This window comes from Polaribacter sp. KT 15, from assembly GCF_900143115.1.
Classification (GTDB): domain Bacteria; phylum Bacteroidota; class Bacteroidia; order Flavobacteriales; family Flavobacteriaceae; genus Polaribacter; species Polaribacter marinaquae.
The window spans coordinates 330001-353296 of record NZ_LT670850.1; the positions used below are offsets into that span (position 1 = coordinate 330001).

A 23296-nucleotide genomic window follows, 5' to 3' on the forward strand; every position below is an offset into this window, starting at 1 on the left:
AGAGTCTCCTCCATTGTCCAATATTCCTCACTGCTGCCTCCCGTAGGAGTCTGGTCCGTGTCTCAGTACCAGTGTGGGGGATCTCCCTCTCAGGACCCCTACCTATCGATGTCTTGGTAAGCCGTTACCTTACCAACTAACTAATAGGACGCATAGCCATCTTTTACCGATAAATCTTTAATTACAATCTGATGCCAAATCGCAATACTATGAGGTATTAATCTTCATTTCTAAAGGCTATCCCTCTGTAAAAGGTAGGTTCTATACGCGTTACGCACCCGTGCGCCGGTCGTCATCTGTGCAAGCACAATGTTACCCCTCGACTTGCATGTGTTAAGCCTGCCGCTAGCGTTCATCCTGAGCCAGGATCAAACTCTTCATTGTATATCTTAAATATTTTAATGAATAAGTTTCAAAAGAATTTACATTATTAATAATGTGGTTATTCTACTCTTTGTTTACGCTGTCAATTTCAATATTTTCAATGAACTTTTAAGGTATCAAATCTTGCTCTTTAAAAACAAAACTTAAATCTTAATCTTGCAGAAATGATAGAATCGAACTATCTAACTTAAATTACCGTTATTCCAAAATCTCTCTGAACGTTTTTGCTATCTCGTTTAGCGGGTGCAAATATAAAACTTATTTCTAATCTAACAAGAAAAATAAATCTTTTTTTTTAATTTAATTTCTTAACCCGAAACTTGAACTTTTTCCGAAAAATTCGGACTGCAAAGATATAATCTTTTTTATTTATAATCCTAATTAAAAATTACTTTTATTTTAAAGGATTTTTAAATAAAGTTAAAGCGTTAATGAACTTGACTAAAAAGATATTTCTTTGTTAGCGGGTGCTAACATACAACCTCTTTTTAATTACACAACTATAATTTGTTGTTATTTTAAACTATTTTTAACACAAAAGTAAAACTGATTAAAAATCAACAACTTACAAACAACAAGTTCTTTTAATTTTTTAAAAATAATTAATCTCTACTTTATAAAAACTGATAATTAAGTGTAATTTTAGGGTTTTATCGTTTTTAAATAAAGCTGTAAAATGGTAAAAAACAGAAAACACATACAAGTATATGCTTAAATAAAGGTAAAAATGTTGGCAAACTTGTTGTGTTAGGGATTGAAATGACATCCTTTTTATGAGATACTTCTATAACCAAGTAAAAAATTAAGTGAGTTTTCAATTAAGCTGAAGATTAATTTAAAGAATAAAGACTAATAAAAAGATATAATGTAAAGCCCGACCACGATTTTTTTCGTGGTAACACCAAAAAAATATCCATTATTTTTTCTTATTCCTTTTTTTTAGCATCTTAGAAAACATCTTTTTATATTCTTCTACATCAATTTTACCTTTTCTTGATGCTATTACTTTTACGTAATCGAAGTTTAGTTTTGTTTTTTGAGCTTCTAATTTGTCTTCTTGAAAAGCTCTTTGCAACACGTATTCTATTAAATAGTCTTCGTTATTTGATTCTGGATGGTATTCTGTTTTTAAAGATAACTTAAAAACATTTGCAGTTGTATTGTACCAAAACGCTTTCCAGCCACTTCTTAAACCTTTGATATTATTAAAAGCTGTTTTACCAGTTTGACGATGAATTAACTTTATAAGTATTCTACCTTCTGTAGTGGTCATCTTTTTAATCTGATCTGTAAATTCGCCTTCTATATATTTTTGAACTAGCCTTGTATACTTTTTACGTTTACTTTTTGATTTTATTTTTTCTAATCGGTTATTTAAACTATCTAATCTTTGAGATGCTAGTTTTGCAAACGGATACGCTTTATACACTTTTTTTTTGAACCATAAATAATAGCGAATATCTTCTCTTGAAGTAAATTTATGTTTTGGTAACAATGCAATTTCATTTAACTGTATTACTACAGAATCGCCAGGTTTAACAAAAATGTAATCTTCTAAGTTTTTAGGTAGAGAATCTACCTCTCTTTTCTGAGCAAAAGAGCAAATAGAGATAGACATTATATATATGTAAAGTATTCGTTTCAAAAAATGAGATTTGTTATTCTTATTGTCTTGTGCAAATTAAATACCAAAGTGCATTTATTAATTTATTTTATCTATAAATTCTTGTTCTGAAATAATAGAAATTCCTAAATCTTGTGCTTTTGTTAATTTACTTGGCCCCATATTATCACCAGCAACAACAAAAGTTGTTTTTTTTGATATGGAAGAACTTACCTTACCTCCGTTATCTTCAATTGCTTTTTTAAGTTCGTTTCTAGACATTTGATGAAATACGCCAGAAACCACAAAAACTTGATCTTTTAAAATTTCTGTTTGATTTTCTAAACTCTCTGCCGATACTTGTAATTGTAATCCGTAAGATTTTAATCTATCTATTAATTGAATATTACCTAAATCTGATGAAAAATCTAAAATACTTTGTGCAATCCTATCTCCTATTTCATCTACATTTACTAATTCTTCTAAAGATGCGGCCATTAAGTTATCTATAGATTTAAAATGTTTTGCTAACTTTTTTGCTACAGTTTCTCCTACAAATCGAATACCTAAGGCAAATAAAACTTTTTCGAACGGAATTTGTTTTGATTTCTCAATGCCGTCAATCATATTTTTAGCAGATTTTTCTGCCATTCTTTCTAATGGAATTACTTGGTCTACTTTTAAATCATACAAGTCTGCATAATTTTGAATTAAACCTTCTTTTCGAAGTAAATCTACAGTTTCGCCGCCTAAACCATCAATATCCATGGCTTTTCTAGAAATAAAATGCTGAATTCTACCCGTTATTTGTGGTGCACAACCAAATTGATTTGGACAATAATGTTTAGCGTCTCCTTCTGTTCTTACTAATTCGGTGTTGCATTCTGGGCAATGTGTTGCATATTGAGTTGGCTCTGAATTTTCTAGACGTTTGGTAAAATCTACCGCAATTATTTTTGGAATAATCTCACCGCCTTTTTCAACAAAAACAGTATCATGAACTCGAATATCTAATTTTTCTATTTGATCTGCATTATGTAAAGATGCTCTTTTTACTGTTGTGCCCGCAAGTTGTACTGGTTGTAAATTAGCTACTGGTGTAATTGCACCTGTTCTACCAACTTGATATGTAATTTCTTCTAAGATTGTAGATACTTGTTCTGCTTTAAATTTATATGCAATTGCCCAACGTGGTGCTTTTGCAGTATAACCTAACTCTTCTTGTTGTTGAAGATTATTCACTTTTATTACAATTCCGTCTGTTTCGTAAGGTAATTCATGACGTTTGGCATCCCAAAAATTTACAAACTCGAAAACTTCATCAATAGATTTTGCTAACTTTATTGTATTTGGAACTTTAAAACCAACCTTTCTTGCATTTTCTAAACTCTCGTAATGGGTTTTATATTTTCTTTCTGATGTAACAACTTGATATAGCAAACAATCTAAAGGTCTTTTTGCTACTTCTGTACTATCTTGTAATTTTAAACTTCCGCTTGCTGTGTTTCTGGGATTTCTATATTCTTCTTCTCCATTTTCTAATCGTTCTGCATTCATTTTATTGAATCCGTCTAATGGAAGAATAATTTCACCACGCATTTCGAAATCAGAAATAAAATCTTTTTTTATTGATAAAGGTAAAGATCTAATCGTTTTTACATTATTAGTTACTTCATCTCCTTGAAAACCATCACCACGAGTTACCGCTTTTATAAATTTACCGTTTTCGTAGGTTAAATTTATCGATGCTCCGTCAAATTTAAGTTCGCAAGTAAATTCTAAATCAGAACTTCCTAAAACTTTTTCTACACGCTTTTCCCAATCTAATAAATCTTCTTTAGAATACGAATTGTCTAAAGAATACATTCTGTTTTTATGAACAACTGTCTTAAAATTTTTAGTAACTGTACCACCTACTCTTTGTGTTGGCGAGTTTGCATCAAAAAAAATAGGATTTTCTTTCTCTAACTTTTCTAACTCTTTTAATTTAATATCGAAATCGAAGTCTGAAATTGTAGCATTATCTAATACATAATAGTTATAATTATGATTATTTAATTCTTCTCTAAGGTTTTCTATTTTTTGCTGAACAGTCATTTTGATTTTAAAATTTACTTTCGAATTGAAGTGTGCAAGAATAACATCAAAAATAATACAATAAAAACAACTACAAACAAGCTACCTATTCAAATTAAGCAATTTGCCTACATTCATAACATAACTACCTAGTTAACTTTGCATTAAATAAATATTTATATCTAAAAATTATTATTGTAAAATTATTAAACTTTTTATTTAGGGAAATTCATACAAAAGAATTGTTCGATTTGTAACTATTGTAATATAAATTGACTGGTTTTTAAAGATGAATTTAAAAAGACTTTAAGTGAATTCCCCCCCAAATCATTTAAACGAAAAATTATGAATGAACATGTACAAAAACTCAAAAAATTAGGATTCGACCGATCAGCTAATGGATTCTTGACAAATTTTAACCAATGGACTATTGAAATTGGTGAAATGATAGCGTAAGAACACAATATTCAACTAACGAATACACATTGGGATATTATTTCTTGGATACAAGAACTATATAAGAGAAAAAAAGAGGTTACTATTGAAGCAATTACAAAAACTGAAATAGTAAATATAAATGAACTCTTCGATTTATTTAGCGATGATCCGATTTTAGTTTCTACAAAAATAGCGGGATTACCTTGCTTAAATAAACTTAAAAAAACAGCTTGAGATTAAACTTTTGTTTGCAAACTAGTTTAGCCCTGATGGAGCTATTTGTTTGAGCTCTTTTGAGGAACGAAAAAAGCGAGTAGCGAGAGCAGGAAATAGCTTCTTATAAAAAAAACTAAGCCCAATACACAAAGTATTGGGCTTTTACATTTAACTTTTGTTAAATGAATTTGCACTAAGAGTATTTTAATAATATGTAAATCTTCTAACTTTTGCTATGTGTTTTGCTAAACGAATTACTTGATGTGAATAACCGTATTCATTATCGTACCAAACGTAAATTACAATTGTATCTTCGTCTGTAAGTGTTGCTTTGCTATCAAAAATTGATGGCGCAGTTGTACCGATAATATCAGATGAAACTAATTCGTTGTCTATAGAATATTTAATTTGTTCTACTAAATCACCTTCTAAAGCATACTTTTTTATTAATGAGTTAACACCTTCTTTAGTAACTTTAGTATTTAACTGTAAATTTAAAATTGCTAAAGATCCGTTTGGTACCGGAACTCTAATTGCATTTGAAGTTAATTTACCTGCTAAAGCTGGTATTGCTTTAGAAACTGCAGCACCTGCACCAGTTTCTGTAATTACCATGTTTAAGGCAGCTGCTCTTCCTCTTCTATATTTACTATGCATGTTGTCTACTAAATTTTGATCGTTAGTATATGCATGTATTGTTTCTAAATGTCCTTTTTTAATACCATAATTGTCTTCTAAAACCCTTAAAACCGGCGTAATTGCATTGGTTGTACAAGAAGCAGCAGAAAAAATATCTACTTTATCTGGACTATTTTGTTTGTGATTAACACCATGAACAATATTAGGAACTCCTTTTGCTGGCGCAGTAATTAAAACTTTGCTTGCTCCTTTTGCTTTTAAATGTTTACTTAAAGCTGCTTCGTCTCTAAAAGCACCTGTGTTATCTATAATTAAAGCATCGTTAATATTAAATTCTGTATAATCTATGTCTTCTGGTTGTTTTGCAGAAATCATATACACTGTAGTACCGTTAATTATAAGTGCATTATTTTCTGCATCTACAGTTACGGTTCCTAAGAAATCACCATGTACAGAATCTACACTTAATAATGATGCTCTTTTTTCTAAAACTGTTTGGTTAATTTCACCACGAGTAACAATTGCTCTTAATCTTAATTGAGAACCTTTTCCCATTTTAGTCATTAACTCTCTAGCTAATAAACGACCAATTCTACCAAAACCATATAAAACAACATCTTTTGGTTGAATGTCTTTTGCAACTGTTGCATCTTTTAATTTATTCTGAACAAAGGCTACTTTGTCCTCTCCTTTTTTAGCACCTAAATAACATTCGTATGCCAATTTACCAATATCTAATTTTGATGATGGCAACTCTATTTGCTGAATTGCTTTTGCAATATCTAACGCATCTAAAATTGAAATTGGTTTGCTAACAAATTCTTTAGCGTATTCAATTAAGTTTAAAACTTCACTGGCTCTTTTATCTACTAACGGGTTTCTAAAAAGAACTAATTCTATAGATTTATCATACCATAAATCGTTTACGATATTAATAAATTCTACAGTAGCTCTTCTAGTTTGGGCTTGTGATAAAACTTCTTCGTTGTAATTTACTTTTGTTGACATAGTTGTGTTACTATAATTTAATTTTCGGCAAAAGTATTTCTTTTTTTGACAATACGAAATCGATTTCGTTAAAATTTTTAAAATAAAAAAAATCCCGATTAAAAACCGGGATTCTTTACATATTTACTTTATTATATTATTACCTAAAAACATATCTTTCTTTTTCTCCTTCTAAATTTATAACCTCTATGTATAAAGGTTGTCCTTTACCTAAAGAAGAATCTAACAATTGTGAAACTTGATCTGCATTGGTTACTGGTTTTTTATTAATTTTCGTAATGATGAAACCTTCTTTTACTCCGTAATAAATTAAATTTTTATTAGCGTTTCTAACAATTTTAACACCATTTTCTATATTAAACTTACGTTTTTCGGCTTTTGTGATGTCTTTAAGAATTATGTTAATACTGCTAGAAATAAAAGTATCTTTCTTAGTTAGTTTAACATTTTTATTGATTAATTCTCCGTCTCTTTCAACAGTTAAAACAACTTCGTCTCCCGGTCTTTTTGCTGTTAACTGCCCTCTAAGTTCAGAAAATTTAGAAATTTTTACATTATTTACTTTCTTTATAATATCGCCTTCTTTTAAACCTGCTTTTTTTGCACCGCTTCCATCAGATACAGCATCAATTCTAACACCTTCTTCTTTAAATTCAGCATCTACATTAATACCTAAAATTGCTTGTTGTACTTGACCAAATTCTAAAATATCATCAATTATTTTTTTAGCAATATTAGATGGTACCGCAAAAGAATATCCAATAAAAGAACCTGTTTTAGATGAAATTGCTGTATTAATTCCTATTAATTCTCCTCTTGTATTTACCAAAGCTCCACCACTATTACCAGGATTTACGGCCGCATCTGTTTGAATAAAAGATTCTATATTTCTGTTTCCTTCTAAATCTCTACCTTTTGCGGACACAATTCCTGCAGTTACTGTAGATGTAAGGTTATAAGGATTCCCCACTGCCAATACCCATTCTCCAATTTTTATGGTGTCAGAATCTGCAAAAGGAACATAAGGTAAATCTATATCTGCCTCTATTTTTAACAATGCAATATCATTAGCTGCATCTGTACCAATTAATTTTGCAGGATATTTTTTCTGATTATTTAAAGTAATTTCTAAATTACTAGCACCATCTATTACATGATTGTTTGTTACAATATAACCGTCTGGCGAAATTATAACACCACTACCCGTACCTACTTGTTCAAATTTTCTAGTACCACTTCCACTACCATAAAATCTCTCAATCCACGGATTTACTTGTGTTCTAACCGCAGTATTTTTTACGTGAACAACTGCGTGTACAGTGCTTTCTGCTGCAATTGTAAAATCTGTTGTACTTTCTACAGCGCCAGTACTTTTATATGTTGGTGTATAATTTGTACGAACAGTTTCAATTGGGTTTAATGTTCTTTCTACAATTTGTTCTTTATCGAATAGCATTTTATAACCACCTAAAGTAAGTGCTCCTCCTAAAATTGCCATACCTAGAAAACTGAATGCTTTTTTCATTTTTATCGATTTATATTAATTTTTAGTATTCAAATATATAATTTTAACATATTCAAAAAATCTGTTTAACTTGTTTTTAACTGACTTTAACCACTTTTTAACATCCCTATTTTAGTGCCTAAATACCTATATTTGCAAAATGAATTTAACTTTTTTTAAATACCAAGGTACCGGAAATGATTTTGTGATGATAGATAACAGAACAAAAACCTTTCCAAAACAAAATACTGACATAATTTCACATTTATGTGATAGAAATTTTGGTATCGGTGCAGATGGCGTTATTCTTATTGAAGAAGATGAAAATTCTGATTTTAGAATGATTTATTACAATGCCGATGGTAGTGAAACATTTTGCGGAAACGGCGGTAGATGTGCTGTTGCCTTTGCGAAACAATTACATATTATTTATAATAAAACAAATTTTGTTGCTGTTGATGGACCTCATTTTGCTGAAATAAAAAATGACATTATTTCAATAAAAATGATTGATGTAGATACTATTGAAGTTAAAAAAGACTCAGTATTTACGTATACAGGTACACAACACCATGTTGAGTTGGTTGACAGTTTAGATAATTATCCTGTTTTTGAAAACGGCAAAAAAATTAGATACTCTTACAACGATCCTGGAAGTAATGTCAATTTTGCAGAAATGATTGATGACGCTACTTTTAGAGTTAGAACTTATGAAAAAGGAGTTGAAAACGAAACTTTAGCTTGTGGTACAGGTGTAACTGCTGTTGCTATTGCAATGCACAAAATAAAGAAAACAAATAAAACCCAAATAAATTTACCAGTAGAAGGTGGTAATTTAAAAGTGTCATTTAAAGAAAACAATGGAGTTTATACGGATGTTTACTTAAAAGGTCCGGCAACTTTTGTTTTTAAAGGAGAAATTGAAGTTTAATGAAGACTTTAAAAGGAAATACTATTTATTTAAGAGCTTTAGAACCAGAAGATTTAAACTTTTTATATACTATAGAAAACAATGAATCTTTTTGGGAAGTTAGCCACACTCAAACTCCGTTCTCAAAATTCATTCTAAAACAATACTTAGAAAACGCGCATTTAGATATTTACGAGGCAAAACAATTACGTTTAATGATCGTTGAATCTAATAGTGATGTACCAATTGGTATGATTGATTTATTTGATTATAATCCACAACATAAAAGAGCGGGAATAGGAATTTTAATACATCCAGATTTTCAAAAAAAAGGATATGCTGCCGAAAGTTTATCAATTTTGATTAATTATGCTTTTACCCATCTTAATCTGCATCAACTGTATGCGAATATAACTTCTAAAAACACCAATAGTCTTAATTTATTTACCAAATTGAATTTTAAGAAAATTGGTACTAAAAAAGACTGGGTTTATTCTAACGGGAAATTTATTGACGAAATTTTATTTCAATTGATAAAACAGTAACTTTGCCAGCTAAAACATATTTAATTGAAAAAAATACTATACATTTTATTAGCGCTATTTATAGTTGGTTCTTTATTTGGCTATAATTATTACCAAAAAATTTTCGGAACTGCAATCACAAAAGATTACACTTTATTTATTCATTCTGATGACAGTTTATTAGATATAAAAAAAGAATTAGAAAGTGTTTCTAAAAGTCCGGAAACATTTTTATGGGTTGCTGCTAAAAAAAGTTTTGCAACACCAAAACCAGGAAGATATGTTCTAAAAGAGGGTATGTCTAATAACGATCTTGTAAATATGTTACGAAGCGGAAGGCAAACACCATTCAAGCTTTCTTTCAATAATCAAGATACTTTAGAAAAATTTGCTGGTAGAATTGCAGGACAAGTAGAAACAGATTCTATTTCTTTATTAACTGCTTTTAAAGATAAAACATTTTTAAAAGAAAATAATCTAAACGAAAAATCTGTACTTCAAATTTTTATACCAAATACCTATGAATTTTACTGGACAGTAAGTCCAGAGAAGTTTAGAAATAAAATGTTAATAGCTTATAAACGTTTTTGGACTAAAAGTAGAGAAGCTAAAGCAGCCAAACTAAACCTTACCAAAAGCGAAGTAATTACTTTAGCATCTATTGTTCAAAAAGAAACAGCTAAAAAAAGCGAAAGACCAATTGTTGCCGGTTTATACTTAAATCGTTTAAGAAAAGGAATGCCTTTACAAGCAGACCCAACAATAATATATTGTGTTAAAGAAGTAAAAGGACAAGATTACGTTGTTAAAAGAGTTTTAACTGTAGACTTAAAAATTAACTCGCCATATAACACCTATTTAAATAAAGGTTTGCCGCCAACTTTAATTGCGATGCCAGATATTTCTGCAATTGATGGCGTTTTAAATGCACAAAAGCATAACTATTATTATATGTGTGTTAATGTAGACAAGTTAGGTTATCATGCTTTTGCTAGAACGTTATCTCAGCACAATCGTAATGCGGCTAAATATCATCAGTGGTTAAATAAGCAAAAAATTAATAGATAGTTTTTCTTGTAATAGTTGATATGATTTTAAAAACAAAAGCATTAATAGTATTATTTATTTTATCAGCAACCACTTTTAACGCACAAAATAATAGCTTTTTAAAAAAATCTGACACTTTAAATACTAAGAGAAGAAATGCTGTTATAATTAGTGAAAGTGTTTTGGCTACGGGCACATTGTTTGCTTTAAACGAACTTTGGTACAAAGATTATCCAAGAACAAGTTTTCAATTTAAAAATGATAATAACGACTGGAAACAAATGGATAAAGCTGGCCATTTAATGACCTCTTATTACATTGGTAAAGTTGGTATGGAAGTTTTAGATTGGTCTGGTGTTTCTAAAAAAAACCAGCTAATTTACGGCGCTACATTAGGTTTCTCTTTTTTAACCGCAGTAGAAATTTTAGATGGATTTTCTAAACAATGGGGCGCGTCAATTGGAGATGTTATGGCTAATGCAGCCGGAACAGGTATATTAGTTGGACAAGAACTATTGTGGCAAGAACAAAGAATTACAGTCAAATATTCTTTTCATCAAACAAAATTTGCCAAACAAAGACCTAACACACTTGGTGAAAATTATATACAACAATCTCTTAAAGACTATAACGGTCAAACCTATTGGCTTTCTGCAAATATTTGGTCTTTTAATAAAGAGGGTAATTTTCCTAAATGGTTAAATGTGGCATTGGGTTATGGTGCAGAAGGAATGCTGTACGGAGAAACAAAAACAACGAATGAAATTCCGCAAGATCCATACAGACAATTTTACTTAAGTTTAGATGTAGATTTAACTAAAATTGAAACAAAATCGAAATTTTTAAAATCTGTATTTTCTGTTGTGAATTTCATAAAGATACCAGCACCTTCATTAGAAATTAATACTAAAGGAAAGATTAAATTCCATTATCTGTATTTTTAACAACTTTTAACACACTGTGTATCAATCAGTTTAATATTATATCGTACATTTGCACCCGCAAAACAGAAAGATATATATTTTATCAAAAATAAAATACTTTTAATCAGCGTAATAGCTCTTTTTATCAATGCAACGGCTATTGATAAGAAAAAAACTAAATTAAAGGAAATTACCTACAATAACAAGGTAACTTTCCCTAAGCATTTTAATAGCGACATCTTTTACCTTAAAAAAGATTTTGTTGCTTTTAAAGAAGCAGTTGCATTTAAAGAATCTCAAGGAAAATATGCAACAGTAAATACACTAGGTTATTTAGGTAAATATCAATTTGGTAGAACTACTTTACAAAGATTTAGAATTTACAACACTCAAGAATTTTTGAACAATCCAGAATTACAAGAAAAAGCATTTGTTGCTTTGTGTAAAGTTAATAAATGGATTCTTAGAAAAGATATTAAAAGATCTACAGGAAAAACAATTAACGGAATTAAAATTACCGAATCGGGAATTTTGGCTGCAGCACATTTAAGTGGAGCTGGAAATGTAAAAAAGTTTTTACGAAGTAATGGTTCTATAAGATTTTCTGATGCTTATGGTGCTTCAATTCAATCTTATTTAAAAAAGTTTTCTGGCTATAATGTTTCTATTATTAAAGCAGATAAAAACGCTAAAGTTTAAAGTTTCTTATTTGTGAATTATAAAGATAGCAGGTTTTTTGTGTAAGTCTGGTGTTTGAAACTTCCAATCTTTAATTGACAATGTTTTAATGTATTCTGATGGTAATGTAATATCTGCAGCAATACATAAATTAGTTGTTGGTGCTAATATAGCCTTTAAATCTGCAAACATTTTTTCATTTCTATACGGAGTTTCTATAAAAATTTGAGATTGATTTTTATCTTTAGACAACTTTTCTAAATCTTTTAAAGCTCTTTTTCTGTCTCCTTTGTCTATTGGTAAATACCCATTAAATGCAAAATTTTGACCGTTCATACCAGAACTCATCATTGCCATTAAAATAGAACTCGGACCAACTAATGGCACTACTTTAATATTTTTTTCGTGAGCCATTTTTACAATAGTTGCTCCTGGATCTGCAACAGCTGGTACACCTGCCTCTGATAGTAAACCAACATTTATTCCTTCATTACAAACATCTAAATACTTTCTCGTCTCCATTTCGTCTGCATACTTGTCTAAAGACATCAACTGCAAAGAAGGTTGTGATTTTTTAGGTGATATTTTCTTTATAAATCTTCGAGCCGTTTTTTCGTTTTCTACAATATAATAATCAATTTCTTCTACTACTTTTTTTACCGATAAAGGCATTACCTCTAAAGGTTCTGTATCTCCAAGAGTTGTCGGAATTAAATAGAGTTTACCAATCATAACTATATATTTTTAGAAACTTGTAAATTTTAAGTTGAATATTATAAAGACTTAGCAATAACAGAACATGCTTTATCTAGCATATTAAAAACGTCTTCGAAACCAGATTTTCCACCATAATACGGATCAGGAACTGAAAGATTCTTTGAAGGTTCAGATTCATTTAAAATTAATCTTACTTTTTGTGCATCAGCATCACCTCTACTTAATGCAAGTATATTATTTAAGTTACTGCTATCCATTGCATAAATAATATCAAAAGAATCAAAATCTGAAACTGTAAATTTTCTTGCAGATTGATTAGTAATATCGATGTTGTACTTTTTAGCCACAGCAATAGAACGATCATCTGGCAAATTACCTACATGATAAGCTGCTGTACCCGCAGAATCTACAAAAACTTGTTTAGAATCTACTTTCGATTTTAAAATACCTTCGGCTAAAGGAGATCTACAAATATTTCCTAAGCAAACCATTAGTACTTTTTTCATCAAATTAAATTGTCTTTTATTAAAAAACTAGAAAGTTAACTTTTTAGTTAAATCTTCTACATATTTTTTAAACTGCTTATCAGTTTCAGTTAAATTATCTACGGTTTTACACGCATGTAAAACTGTTGCGTGATCTCGCTGTCCTATTTGATTACCAATACTTGCCAATGACGTTTTTGTTAATCTTTTAGCAAAATACATTGCCAATTGACGTGCTTGAACAATATGACGCTTTCTCGTTTTAGATTGCAATGTAGCTACATCCATATCAAAATACTTAGAAACTTCTTTCTGTATGTAATCTATAGAAACTTCTTTCTTAGTATTTTTAACAAATTTATCTACAATTTGTTTTGCTAATTCTAAAGAGAATTCTTTTCTGTTAAAAGAAGCTTGCGCAATCATAGAAATAATTACACCTTCTAATTCTCTAACATTAGATTTGATATTTTTTGCAATATATTCTACAATTTCTTCTGGCATTTCTACACCATCTCTAAACAATTTATTGTCTAAAATAGAAATTCTAGTTTCGTAATCTGGTGCTTGTAATTCTGCAGATAATCCCCATTTAAATCGAGATAACAATCGCTGCTCTATGTCTTGCATATCTACAGGCGCTTTGTCTGACGTTAAAATAACTTGCTTACCATTTTGATGTAAATGATTAAATATATGGAAAAATACATCTTGTGTACCTGCTTTACCAGATAAGAATTGTACATCATCAATAATTAAAACATCGATCATTTGATAGAAATGAATAAAATCATTTCTTGTATTCGATTTTACAGAGTCTATAAATTGTTGTGTAAATTTTTCCGAAGAAATATACAACACTGTTTTGTCTGGATATTTATCTTTAATATCAACACCAATTGCATGTGCTAAGTGTGTTTTACCCAAACCTACTCCACCGTAAATTAATAAAGGATTAAAAGAAGTACCACCAGGTTTGTTTGCAACTGCCATACCAGCAGATCTTGCCAACCTGTTAGAATCTCCTTCTACAAAATTTAAAAAATTATAATTAGGATTTAATTGTGACTCTACTTTAACTTTCTGTAAACCAGGTATCACAAACGGGTTTCTTAATTCTCTTTTGTTAGATTCTAAAGGCACAGCTACTTTTTGTGGCTTTAAAGGATCTCTATTAGAACTAGGAATTTTAACAATTTGCGGTCTATTACTACTGTAATTGTTTTCCATTTTTACATCGTAAATCAATTTGGCATCACTACCTAATTGTCTTACCAATGCTACTCTTAAAAGTTTTATATAGTGTTCTTCTAACCATTCATAGAAAAACTTACTTGGTACTTGTATAGTTAAAGCTTCTCCTGAAAGTTTTACGGGCTTAATAGGTTCAAACCATGTTTTGTATGCTTGAGGTTTGATATTGTCCTTTATAAAAGACAAGCATTCATTCCAAACTGAGTCAGCAGTTAAAGTCATTTATTAATTTTGATACTATTTTGATTATTATTTTTTGGGCGAAAAAAGAGAACTTGCCTGCTTTCTTAGGTTGTACAAAAGTGTGAATAAAATTCAGTATAAAAAAATCAATTTGCTATTGATTATTAACTTTTTTTTACGTAAAATGCTAAAATAAATTCTATCTATAACAATTGAAAAAATCATCAACGAAAACAAGAATTAGATATTCTGAAACAGACCAAATGGGTGTAGTATATCACGGTAATTATGCGCAATTTTTTGAACTAGGTAGAACAGAATGGCTACGCTCTTTAGGCGTTACTTACAAAGATATGGAAACTAACGGAATTATACTACCTGTTATTTCTTTAAGCTGTAATTTTATTAAATCTGCTCTTTATGATGATGTTTTAACAATACACACTTTTTTAAAAAAAGAACCTTTGGTTAAAATAGAATTTGATTATGAAATTAAAAATCAAAATGATGAATTAATTTGTACAGGAAACACTGTGTTAGCTTTTATAAATGCTGCTAACATGAAGCCTACACGATGTCCAAAATACTTATTAGAAAGCTTAGGATTTTAGATATTACTCTAGTTCTTTAATTTCAACTTTGTACAGGTTATCAAAAATAGTAAAAATCATTTCTGAATCATTTTTACGAACAGAAATGGTGTATTCGCAATTCATTTCTAATTTTTGATGTACAATTTCTATATTTTTTTCTTTAACCACTCTTTGAACAGCATTCATTAAATCGTAATTAAAAGTAAGTTTATAGAAAATATTAATGGTTTTTTCTAAAATATCAGAAGCCTCAAGCGCCATTTGTGCTGATGTTTTATAAGCAGAAATTAAACCACCTACGCCTAATTTTGTTCCGCCAAAATAACGAACAGAAACTACCAAAATGTTGGTAACTTCAAAAGACTGAATTTGACCATAAATTGGCATTCCTGCCGAATTATTTGGTTCACCATCATCATTTGCTCTAAATTTAATTTTCTCAATTCCTAATTGGTAAGCATAACAAAAATGACGCGCCGTATGATGTTTTTTTCGAAGCTCTTCTAATCTTTCCTTTACATCATCTTCTGAAATAACAGGAAATGTGTATCCAAAAAATTTACTCCCTTTTTCTTTAAAAAGAGTTTCTACTGATGGTTTTTCTATTGTTTTATATACGTCTTCTTTCATTTATGCAATGGTTACTAAAACAATACCTAGAATTGCTAAGACCACACCAATCTTATTCTTTAAACTAAATTTCTCCTTAAAAAGTAATAAGCCAACTAGTGTAGATACAATTACAATAGCTACATTATTCACTGTAAACAACGTAGAACTTTCAAAGTTTTCATTTTGCAAAGCTTTTATTAAAAATACAATAGAAAAATAATTTGGAACTCCTAAAACAACACCTGCAACAATATTTTTAAGTCCAAAAGAACTTCTTTTTCTAACTGCTTTAATTGTTAAAATTAGACCACCAAATATCGCTGCAATACCAAATAAACTTCCAGAAAATATAGAAACGTCTTGATCTGCGACATGATTTACTTGTACGTATTTTATTAAAGTATCGATAGCACCAGAACCAATAAATAATAAAATTGGGAATAGTAAAGTACCAGAATTTTGCGTTTTTTCTTCTTTAACAGACGATAAATAGACCGCAATTAATGCTATCACGATTCCTAGAACTTTTAAAATAGTTACAGATTCGTTGTATAAAAATATACCAAATAAAACCGGAACAACCACAGACATTTTACCTGCGATAGAAGTTACCGAAACTCCGTTTTTCTGAGCTGTCATGGCCATCACAAAAAAGATAGAAATAAACAAAGCCCCCAAAACCAAAGCACCAGGAAACCAAGGTTGCAAATAAATTTCTGAAATAGGTATTTGCCTTTCTGCAAGTAAAAAACCCATTGAAAATGCAACAATATAATTTACAAATATGGCTTTTAAAACATCTACTTTATAAATACCAAAATATTTAAAAATCACAAACAATCCTGTAGAAAACAGGATACTTAACAGTAAAAAAATCAAATTAAATATGTTTTTTAGTGAACAATTCTACTACATCTTCTTCTCCCGGAATTAAATTCCAAACATTAATACCCAAAGTTTTAGCGGCATCTGTATTTACTTTTAAATCATCTACAAATAGCGTTTCTTTAGCGACCAAATTGTTTTCTGTAAGCACAAATTGATAAATATCTAAATCTGGTTTTCTAAAATTAATTTCATGAGACAAATAAAATTTAGAAAAGCAATTTTTAAATTCTGAGTACAAATCCATTCCCCAGTTTTCTTGAATCCAAGAAATATGCAAATCATTGGTATTACTTAATAAGAAAAGGTTGTATTTTTTAGAATTACTCAATTCTTTTAAAAACTTTAGTCTTCTTTCAGGAAAATCTAGTAGAACTGCATTCCACGCATCCACCAAATCTTTTCTATCAATAGCAGGAAACTTCTGCTTGTAAAAGTCTATAAATTCATCCGAAGAAATGAAACCTTTTTCATACTGATGATAAATTTCTACCATTTCGTTAGAAATTTCTGTAACACCTAGTTTTGCCATCGCTTTATAAGTTCCTTCTTTATCAAGGTTGATAAAAATGTCACCAAAGTCGAAAATTATATTTTTAATCATTTTTATAAATTTTTAAAACATCATCTTTAATAAAATGCTCTTTGTAATTTTTAGCAATCTTTGGTGCAACAACACCCTTTTTAAAAGAAGAATTACCAACAAAAACTAACGCTTCATCCCATAAATTTTGGTTAATAAATGTTTGTAAGGTTTGCGTACCACCTTCTACTATTAAAGATTGTATTTTATGCTTAGCCAATACATTAATAATAGTAGCTGCTAAATTATCGTCGAAATTAATTTTTTCGAATACTAAATTTTCAGAATTAAGTTTTTCTGTATTTTTTTCTGTTAAGACAATTGTTTTGATAGTTTTATCAAAAAGATTAGCACTTTGCTCTATTTTAAGAGTTCTGTCTAAAACTACTCTTACAGGGTTTAAACCAGACCAAGTTCTTAAATTTAACTTCGGATTATCTACCAAAGCTGTGTTTGTACCAACTAAAATTGCGTGTTCTTTGCTTCTTAATTTATGTACTAATTGTTGTGAATACGAGTTAGAAATAAAAACAGGCTTTTTTTCTTTTTTAGTTTCTGGCGCAATAAAACCATCTTTGGTTTCTGCCCATTTTAAAATTATATATGGTCTTAAATTTTCTTGAACACTTAAAAATCGTTTGTGTTGCGCTCTACACTCATTTTCTAAAACACGAACAACCACATTAATATTTGCATCTTTTAAACGCTTAACACCTTTACCTGCAACCAACGTATTAGAATCTAAACAACCAATAACAACTTGTTTAAATTGATGTTTTACTATTAAATCTGCGCACGGTGGTGTTTTACCAAAATGACTACAAGGTTCTAATGTTACATAGATTGTAGCATCTTTTAAAACCGATTTATCTTTTACCGCATTAATTGCATTTACTTCTGCATGATTACCGCCAAACGGAGAAGTAAAACCTTCTGCAATAATTTTATTATTGTAAACAATTACTGCACCTACAGAAGGATTTGGTCTTGTTGTTCCCACTCCGTTTTCTGCAATTTGTAAGCAACGCTTTATGTAAATTTCTTTGTTAATAACCTAAAATTTAATTTTAATTTCTTCTGTTTTGTCAACCAAAAAATCTCTTTTGAAACCGAAAACTACATATTCTAAATTTCCTTTAATTCTTACACTTATTTTTTTTGATATAAACGAATTAATCAAACCCTCTAACATTCCGTTTTTATTAGAATTTAAAAAGTTTTTGGTAGGAATATGTGCAATTAATGGTATCGAAAAATTATCTCTTGCAGGCACTTTAAAATCTTCAGAAAATATTTGAGCAACTTCTGTATCGTTTACAAAAACAGCCAAATCATCAGTAGAAATTTTTCCACCAACCTCATTTGGGTTTTCAAAAAAAGCAATTGCTTTTAACTTTATGGTATCTGCAGCAAAACTGACTACTTTTACATTATCAACCTTAACAAAAACGGGTTCTTTTTGAACAGAACAGCCAAATATCAACAAAAATAGTAGCGAAAAATATAGTATGTTTTTCATCAAATAAGATTATTTTTTTAGGTAACTTGCTCTTGCAAAAATACAGTATTAAATGACAAGTGCAGATTTTATAATAAGAGAAATTCAACCTAAAGACAATAAACAACTTTCTGAAGTAATTAGAAGTGTAATTCTAGAAATGGGCGCGCCAAAAATTGGAACTGCTTACGAAGATAAAGCTACTGATAGCATGTTCGAAAATTATCAAAAAGAAAAAGTTGCATACTTTGTGGTAGAACATAACAATATTGTAGTTGGTGGCGCTGGAATTGCTAAACTAGATAATTGTGACGATAACATTTGCGAACTGCAAAAAATGTACTTCTTACCAATTGTTAGAGGTAAAGGAATTGGAACCAAATTAATTACCAAATGCTTAGAAAAAGCAAAAGAATTTGGTTTTGATAATTGTTATTTAGAAACGATGCCATACATGGAAGCTGCCAGAAAACTGTACGCAAAAAATGGTTTTGTAAATTTAGACAAACCAATGGGTAACACCGGCCATTATTCTTGTAATGTTTGGATGCTTAAAAAAATTAACTAATTTTGATTTACTACATACTTTCTGGCGTTCATATTCTACTTTTTAGTTGGGCTTTTTACAATATCTTATATTTTGGCGTAAAACCTTCAAAGTCTTTAAGCTGGATTCTTATTTGTTTTTTCTTTCCTTTTTTAGGCGTTTTTGCGTTTTTATTATTTGGTATTAATAGAAGAAAAATCAAATTTTTTGAACTAAAAGAAACTAAAAAAAGAAAAAACTACATTAAAAGTACTTTTGACAATAAAGAGAATAAAAACACAGAAGAACTTAAGGATAATAAATCAAAGAAAATATCTAATTTAATTTATAACAATACTGGGATTCCTTTAGATGTTAATAACAATTTAACCATTTTAAAAAACGGTAAAGAAACGTTCGAATCTATTTTCGAAGCGATTAAAAACGCCAAAGAATTTATTCACCTGCAATACTATATTATTGAAGAAGGTAAGATTTTATCAGAATTAATAGAACTTTTAAAAGAAAAGAGAAAAGAAAACGTTGAAGTAAAAATTTTATACGACGCTATTGGAAGTTTCGATTTAAAAAGTAAAATTAAAAAAGAGCTGAAAGATATTGGCGTAGAAATTCATCCGGAAATGCCTTTAAGATATGGTAATTTTATTTTCACTTTAAATTTTAGAAATCATAGAAAAATCTGTGTAATTGATAATAAAATAGGATTTACCGGTGGTGTTAATATTACTGATGAGTATATTAATGATGACGATTTTTTAGGTATTTGGCAAGATGCACACATAAAATTAGAAGGTGATGCAGTAAACAATTTACACAAAACTTTTTTAAGAGATTACTATTATGCAACAGAAAAAGATTTAAGTAAAAACGAAAAATATACCAAGAAACACAAAACCAACGCAAACTCTAAAATTCATATTGTTTCTAGTGGGCCAGATTATGATCAATCTGTTGTAATGCAACAATACCTTAGTTTTATAAACTTAGCAGAAGAAAGTATTTGTGTGATGAATCCTTATTTTATACCTACTTTTTCTATTTTAGAAGCTTTTAAAATTGCGGCTTTAAGCGGTATTAAAGTAATGCTTGTTTTGCCAAAAAAAGGAGATTCTAGAGTAGCAACTTACAGTATGTATTCATATTTTGAAGACCTATTAAAAGCAGGTGTAGAAATTTATGTTAGAGACGATTTTGCTCATTCTAAAGTAATTTTTATTGATGATGAAATTGCATCGATAGGTTCGACAAATTTTGATTGTAGAAGTTTTGAACACAACTACGAATTAAATGCCATTATTTTTGATAAAAAAGCCACTTCTGAAATTAGAGAAGAGTTTGACAAAAGAAAAAGTAAAGCTACCAAAATTAACTTAGAAGAGTTTTTAAATAGATCTAACAAACAGAAAACTTTAGAGCGTTTGTGCAGGTTTTTTAGTCCTTTATTATAATTATCTTATGACATTAAAAGAATTTAAAAATTTATTTACAGAAGCTCTTTCTAAAACATATCCACAAACAGAAATTGACTCGTTTTTTTTCATTTTGATAGAAGAAAAACTAAATTTAAAAAGGATTGATACTGTACTTAACCCAAATTATTTAATTGAAGATTCTATTGAAATCGAATTAAAAAACATTATCACAAGACTTCAAAAACAAGAACCTATTCAATACATTATTGGAAATACAGAGTTTTATGGATATCCTTTTTTAGTTGATAAAAACACATTAATTCCGAGACCAGAAACAGAAGAATTAGTTAGTTGGATTTTAGAAGAAATAAACAAAACAGAAGAAACATCAAACGAAGAAGTATCAATAATAGACATTGGTACTGGTTCTGGTTGTATTCCTATATCTTTGGCTAAGGAGCAAAAAAACTCAAATATTTTTGCCATTGATGTTTCTAATAAAGCCTTAAAAGTGGCTAAAAAAAATGCAGTTCTAAACAATGTAGAAATCAGTTTTATAGAACAGAATATTTTAGAAACTAATAGCTTGCCACAAAGATTTGATATTATTGTTTCTAATCCGCCATATGTTCGAGAGCTAGAAAAAGCAGAAATAAAACAAAATGTTTTAAACAACGAACCACATCTTGCACTTTTTGTAGAAGATGATAATCCGTTATTATTTTATAAGAAAATCGCAGATTTAGCTATAAATCATTTGTTAAAAAACGGAATTTTATTTTTTGAAATCAATCAATATTTAGGCAAAGAAACTGTTTTAATGCTAAAAGAAAAAGGCTTTACAAACATCATTCTAAAAAAAGATTACTTTGGTAACGATAGAATGATTAAATGCAACTTTAACTAATTAGTTATTTAATTAAACTTCTAATATCGGTTTTAAAAACTGTGTTATTTTCATCAGTATAATCACACCTAATTTAATTACTTTTGCAAAATGGTTAAAGAAATTCAGCTTCGTGTAAATTTAATAGAAGAACGCAAAGAAAATATACTTTTATACAAAGCTTCTAAAAAGTTAGAAGTTGATAAAAAAGAAATTAATGCGGTAAAAGTTTTGCGTAAATCGATAGACGCACGTAAAAAAGATATAATTTTTAATTATAAAGTTGCTGTATATTTAAATGAACCGGTTCCAGAAAAATCTGATTATATTTTTAAATACAAAGATGTTTCTAACGCAAAAGAAGTACATATTGTAGGTTTTGGACCTGCTGGTATGTATGCTGCTTTAAGATGCATCGAGTTAGGTTACAAACCAATTGTTTTAGAAAGAGGTAAAGATGTACAAAAAAGAAGACGCGATTTAAAAGCAATTAACCAAGATCATTTTGTAAACGAAGATTCTAATTATTGTTTTGGTGAAGGTGGCGCTGGTACATATTCTGATGGAAAATTATACACAAGAAGTTTAAAACGTGGCGATGTTAGAAGGATTTTCGAAAACTTAGTATTTCATGGCGCTACAGAACAAATTTTAATTGATGCACATCCGCATATTGGAACCAATAAATTACCTAAAATAATTCAAAATATTCGCGAGAACATTTTAAAATTTGGTGGCGAAGTTCATTTTGAAACTAGAGTAACAGATTTTATTGTAAAGAACAATAAGTTACAAGCGATTCAATTACAAAACGGACAAGAAATGTCTGTAAATTCTGTAATATTAGCAACTGGTCATTCTGCTAGAGATGTTTACGAATTATTACATAAAAAAGAAATTGCTTTAAAAGCAAAGTCTTTTGCAATGGGAGTTCGTGTAGAACATCCGCAAGAAATTATAGATCAGATTCAATACCACTGTTCTGGTGAAAGAGACGAGCTTTTACCTGCAGCTGCCTACAGTTTAGTTCACCAAGTTAATAATCGCGGAGTATATTCTTTTTGCATGTGCCCTGGCGGATTTATAGTTCCTGCAGCAACTGCAAACGGAGAAGTTGTTGTCAACGGAATGTCGCCAAGTAAAAGAAATAACAAATTTGCTAATTCTGGTATTGTTGTAGAATTAGATATTGATAGAGATTTTAAAAAATATGAGAAATTTGGTGCTTTAAAAGGTTTAGAATTTCAGAAAGATTTAGAAAAAATTGCTTTTTACGCTGGCGGAAGAAGTCAAACTGCACCTGCACAAAGATTAGGAGATTTTATAGATGGAAAATTATCTACAGATTTAAATGATTGTAGTTATCAACCAGGTTTAAAATCTGCACCTTTACACTCTTTATTACCTAAAATTATTGGAAGTAGATTACGAAAAGGTTTTGCTGCTTTCGGACAAAAAATGCATGGTTATCATACCAATGAAGCAAATATTATTGGTGTAGAATCTAGAACCTCATCTCCTGTAAATATTCCTAGAAAAGAAAATTTAGAACATACAGAAATAGAAGGATTATTTCCTTGTGGTGAAGGTGGTGGTTATGCCGGTGGAATAATTTCTGCTGCCATGGACGGTGAAAGATGTGCAGAAGCTGCAATTGCAAAATTGTAATAATTTTCTTGTTTAAAATGAAT

General features: G+C 29.5%; 23 protein-coding genes and 1 rRNA gene (1 of these 24 cut by a window edge). 11 read left to right on the forward strand and 13 right to left on the reverse strand.

Annotated elements, in window-relative coordinates; genetic code table 11:
* The 3 genes from B5464_RS01575 to ligA form a co-directional block, all read right to left on the reverse strand.
* A 16S ribosomal RNA gene (locus tag B5464_RS01575) occupies positions 1 to 384 on the reverse strand; it reaches 1134 nt to the left of the window's first position.
* A gap of 916 nt (positions 385 to 1300) precedes the next feature.
* Entirely contained in the window at positions 1301 to 2002 is a 702-nt protein-coding gene (locus B5464_RS01580; RefSeq protein ID WP_172830842.1) for a DUF4294 domain-containing protein, read from the reverse strand.
* A gap of 84 nt (positions 2003 to 2086) precedes the next feature.
* Positions 2087 to 4084, reverse strand: a complete 1998-nt coding sequence (gene ligA, locus B5464_RS01585) for an NAD-dependent DNA ligase LigA (protein WP_079736916.1) — start codon at positions 4082 to 4084, stop codon at positions 2087 to 2089.
* A gap of 444 nt (positions 4085 to 4528) precedes the next feature.
* On the opposite strand from ligA, the gene B5464_RS14575 reads away from it, so the two are divergent.
* Positions 4529 to 4735 (forward strand): TusE/DsrC/DsvC family sulfur relay protein, encoded by a 207-nt coding sequence (locus B5464_RS14575; protein WP_154066985.1) that lies wholly within the window; start codon positions 4529 to 4531, stop codon positions 4733 to 4735.
* A gap of 186 nt (positions 4736 to 4921) precedes the next feature.
* Here the strand turns inward: B5464_RS14575 and B5464_RS01590 are convergent, their stop codons facing one another.
* On the reverse strand, positions 4922 to 6364 hold the full coding sequence (locus B5464_RS01590) for a glyceraldehyde-3-phosphate dehydrogenase (RefSeq protein ID WP_079736917.1): 1443 nt from the start codon (positions 6362 to 6364) through the stop codon (positions 4922 to 4924).
* 139 nt (positions 6365 to 6503) lie between these two features.
* Positions 6504 to 7889, reverse strand: a complete 1386-nt coding sequence (locus B5464_RS01595; RefSeq protein ID WP_079736918.1) for a trypsin-like peptidase domain-containing protein — start codon at positions 7887 to 7889, stop codon at positions 6504 to 6506.
* Positions 7890 to 8028: 139 nt separating this feature from the next.
* Here B5464_RS01595 and dapF point away from each other — a divergent pair, with 139 nt between their 5' ends.
* From dapF to B5464_RS01620, 5 genes are all read left to right on the forward strand, one after another.
* Positions 8029 to 8799, forward strand: a complete 771-nt coding sequence (gene dapF, locus B5464_RS01600; RefSeq protein WP_079736919.1) for a diaminopimelate epimerase — start codon at positions 8029 to 8031, stop codon at positions 8797 to 8799.
* Complete coding sequence (locus tag B5464_RS01605; protein WP_079736920.1) at positions 8799 to 9323, forward strand: GNAT family N-acetyltransferase; 525 nt, start codon at positions 8799 to 8801, stop codon at positions 9321 to 9323. Before dapF ends, B5464_RS01605 begins: the two co-directional genes overlap by 1 nt.
* A 24-nt stretch (positions 9324 to 9347) precedes the next feature.
* Positions 9348 to 10370 (forward strand): endolytic transglycosylase MltG, encoded by a 1023-nt coding sequence (mltG, locus tag B5464_RS01610; RefSeq protein ID WP_079736921.1) that lies wholly within the window; start codon positions 9348 to 9350, stop codon positions 10368 to 10370.
* 20 nt (positions 10371 to 10390) lie between these two features.
* A complete protein-coding gene (locus B5464_RS01615) occupies positions 10391 to 11293 on the forward strand; it encodes a DUF2279 domain-containing protein (RefSeq protein WP_079736922.1) in 903 nt (300 codons plus the stop codon).
* 81 nt (positions 11294 to 11374) lie between these two features.
* Positions 11375 to 11971, forward strand: coding sequence for a peptidoglycan-binding protein LysM (locus B5464_RS01620; protein WP_172830892.1), 597 nt, complete (start codon positions 11375 to 11377; stop codon positions 11969 to 11971).
* Between the two features lie 6 nt (positions 11972 to 11977).
* Here B5464_RS01620 and B5464_RS01625 read toward each other — a convergent pair whose 3' ends face one another.
* The 3 genes from B5464_RS01625 to dnaA are packed head-to-tail and all read right to left on the reverse strand — an operon-like array spanning position 11978 to position 14628.
* Positions 11978 to 12682: an SAM-dependent methyltransferase gene (locus B5464_RS01625; protein WP_079736924.1), complete on the reverse strand. Its 705-nt coding sequence runs from the start codon at positions 12680 to 12682 to the stop codon at positions 11978 to 11980.
* Between the two features lie 41 nt (positions 12683 to 12723).
* Positions 12724 to 13173, reverse strand: coding sequence for a low molecular weight protein-tyrosine-phosphatase (locus B5464_RS01630; protein ID WP_079736925.1), 450 nt, complete (start codon positions 13171 to 13173; stop codon positions 12724 to 12726).
* A 27-nt stretch (positions 13174 to 13200) separates the two neighbouring features.
* Positions 13201 to 14628, reverse strand: coding sequence for a chromosomal replication initiator protein DnaA (gene dnaA / locus B5464_RS01635; RefSeq protein ID WP_077809693.1), 1428 nt, complete (start codon positions 14626 to 14628; stop codon positions 13201 to 13203).
* 173 nt (positions 14629 to 14801) lie between these two features.
* Here dnaA and B5464_RS01640 point away from each other — a divergent pair, with 173 nt between their 5' ends.
* Positions 14802 to 15200 (forward strand): thioesterase family protein, encoded by a 399-nt coding sequence (locus B5464_RS01640; RefSeq protein WP_079736926.1) that lies wholly within the window; start codon positions 14802 to 14804, stop codon positions 15198 to 15200.
* A gap of 3 nt (positions 15201 to 15203) precedes the next feature.
* On the opposite strand, the gene B5464_RS01645 is transcribed toward B5464_RS01640, so the two are convergent.
* The 5 genes from B5464_RS01645 to B5464_RS01665 are packed head-to-tail and all read right to left on the reverse strand — an operon-like array spanning position 15204 to position 18781.
* Positions 15204 to 15812 carry a YigZ family protein gene (locus tag B5464_RS01645; RefSeq protein WP_079736927.1) on the reverse strand — a complete coding sequence of 203 codons (609 nt, stop codon included), beginning with the start codon at positions 15810 to 15812 and terminating at the stop codon, positions 15204 to 15206.
* The gene (locus B5464_RS01650; RefSeq protein WP_079736928.1) at positions 15813 to 16673 is read right to left on the reverse strand and encodes an EamA family transporter; all 861 of its coding nucleotides are present in this window, start codon (positions 16671 to 16673) and stop codon (positions 15813 to 15815) included.
* 1 nt (position 16674) lies between these two features.
* Complete coding sequence (locus B5464_RS01655) at positions 16675 to 17283, reverse strand: HAD-IA family hydrolase (RefSeq protein WP_079736929.1); 609 nt, start codon at positions 17281 to 17283, stop codon at positions 16675 to 16677.
* Positions 17276 to 18313: a bifunctional diaminohydroxyphosphoribosylaminopyrimidine deaminase/5-amino-6-(5-phosphoribosylamino)uracil reductase RibD gene (gene ribD / locus B5464_RS01660; protein ID WP_079736930.1), complete on the reverse strand. Its 1038-nt coding sequence runs from the start codon at positions 18311 to 18313 to the stop codon at positions 17276 to 17278. The genes B5464_RS01655 and ribD overlap by 8 nt, the downstream gene beginning before the upstream one ends.
* Positions 18314 to 18316: 3 nt before the next feature.
* A complete protein-coding gene (locus tag B5464_RS01665) occupies positions 18317 to 18781 on the reverse strand; it encodes a hypothetical protein (protein ID WP_079736931.1) in 465 nt (154 codons plus the stop codon).
* A 52-nt stretch (positions 18782 to 18833) separates the two neighbouring features.
* Here B5464_RS01665 and B5464_RS01670 point away from each other — a divergent pair, with 52 nt between their 5' ends.
* From B5464_RS01670 to B5464_RS01685, 4 genes are all read left to right on the forward strand, one after another.
* Positions 18834 to 19328: a GNAT family N-acetyltransferase gene (locus B5464_RS01670; RefSeq protein ID WP_079736932.1), complete on the forward strand. Its 495-nt coding sequence runs from the start codon at positions 18834 to 18836 to the stop codon at positions 19326 to 19328.
* Positions 19329 to 19330: 2 nt separating this feature from the next.
* Positions 19331 to 20755, forward strand: coding sequence for a cardiolipin synthase (gene cls / locus B5464_RS01675; protein WP_231963631.1), 1425 nt, complete (start codon positions 19331 to 19333; stop codon positions 20753 to 20755).
* 7 nt (positions 20756 to 20762) lie between these two features.
* Positions 20763 to 21626 (forward strand): peptide chain release factor N(5)-glutamine methyltransferase, encoded by an 864-nt coding sequence (gene prmC, locus B5464_RS01680; RefSeq protein ID WP_079736934.1) that lies wholly within the window; start codon positions 20763 to 20765, stop codon positions 21624 to 21626.
* Between the two features lie 90 nt (positions 21627 to 21716).
* Positions 21717 to 23273 carry an NAD(P)/FAD-dependent oxidoreductase gene (locus tag B5464_RS01685; RefSeq protein WP_079736935.1) on the forward strand — a complete coding sequence of 519 codons (1557 nt, stop codon included), beginning with the start codon at positions 21717 to 21719 and terminating at the stop codon, positions 23271 to 23273.
* Positions 23274 to 23296: the final 23 nt, after the last annotated feature.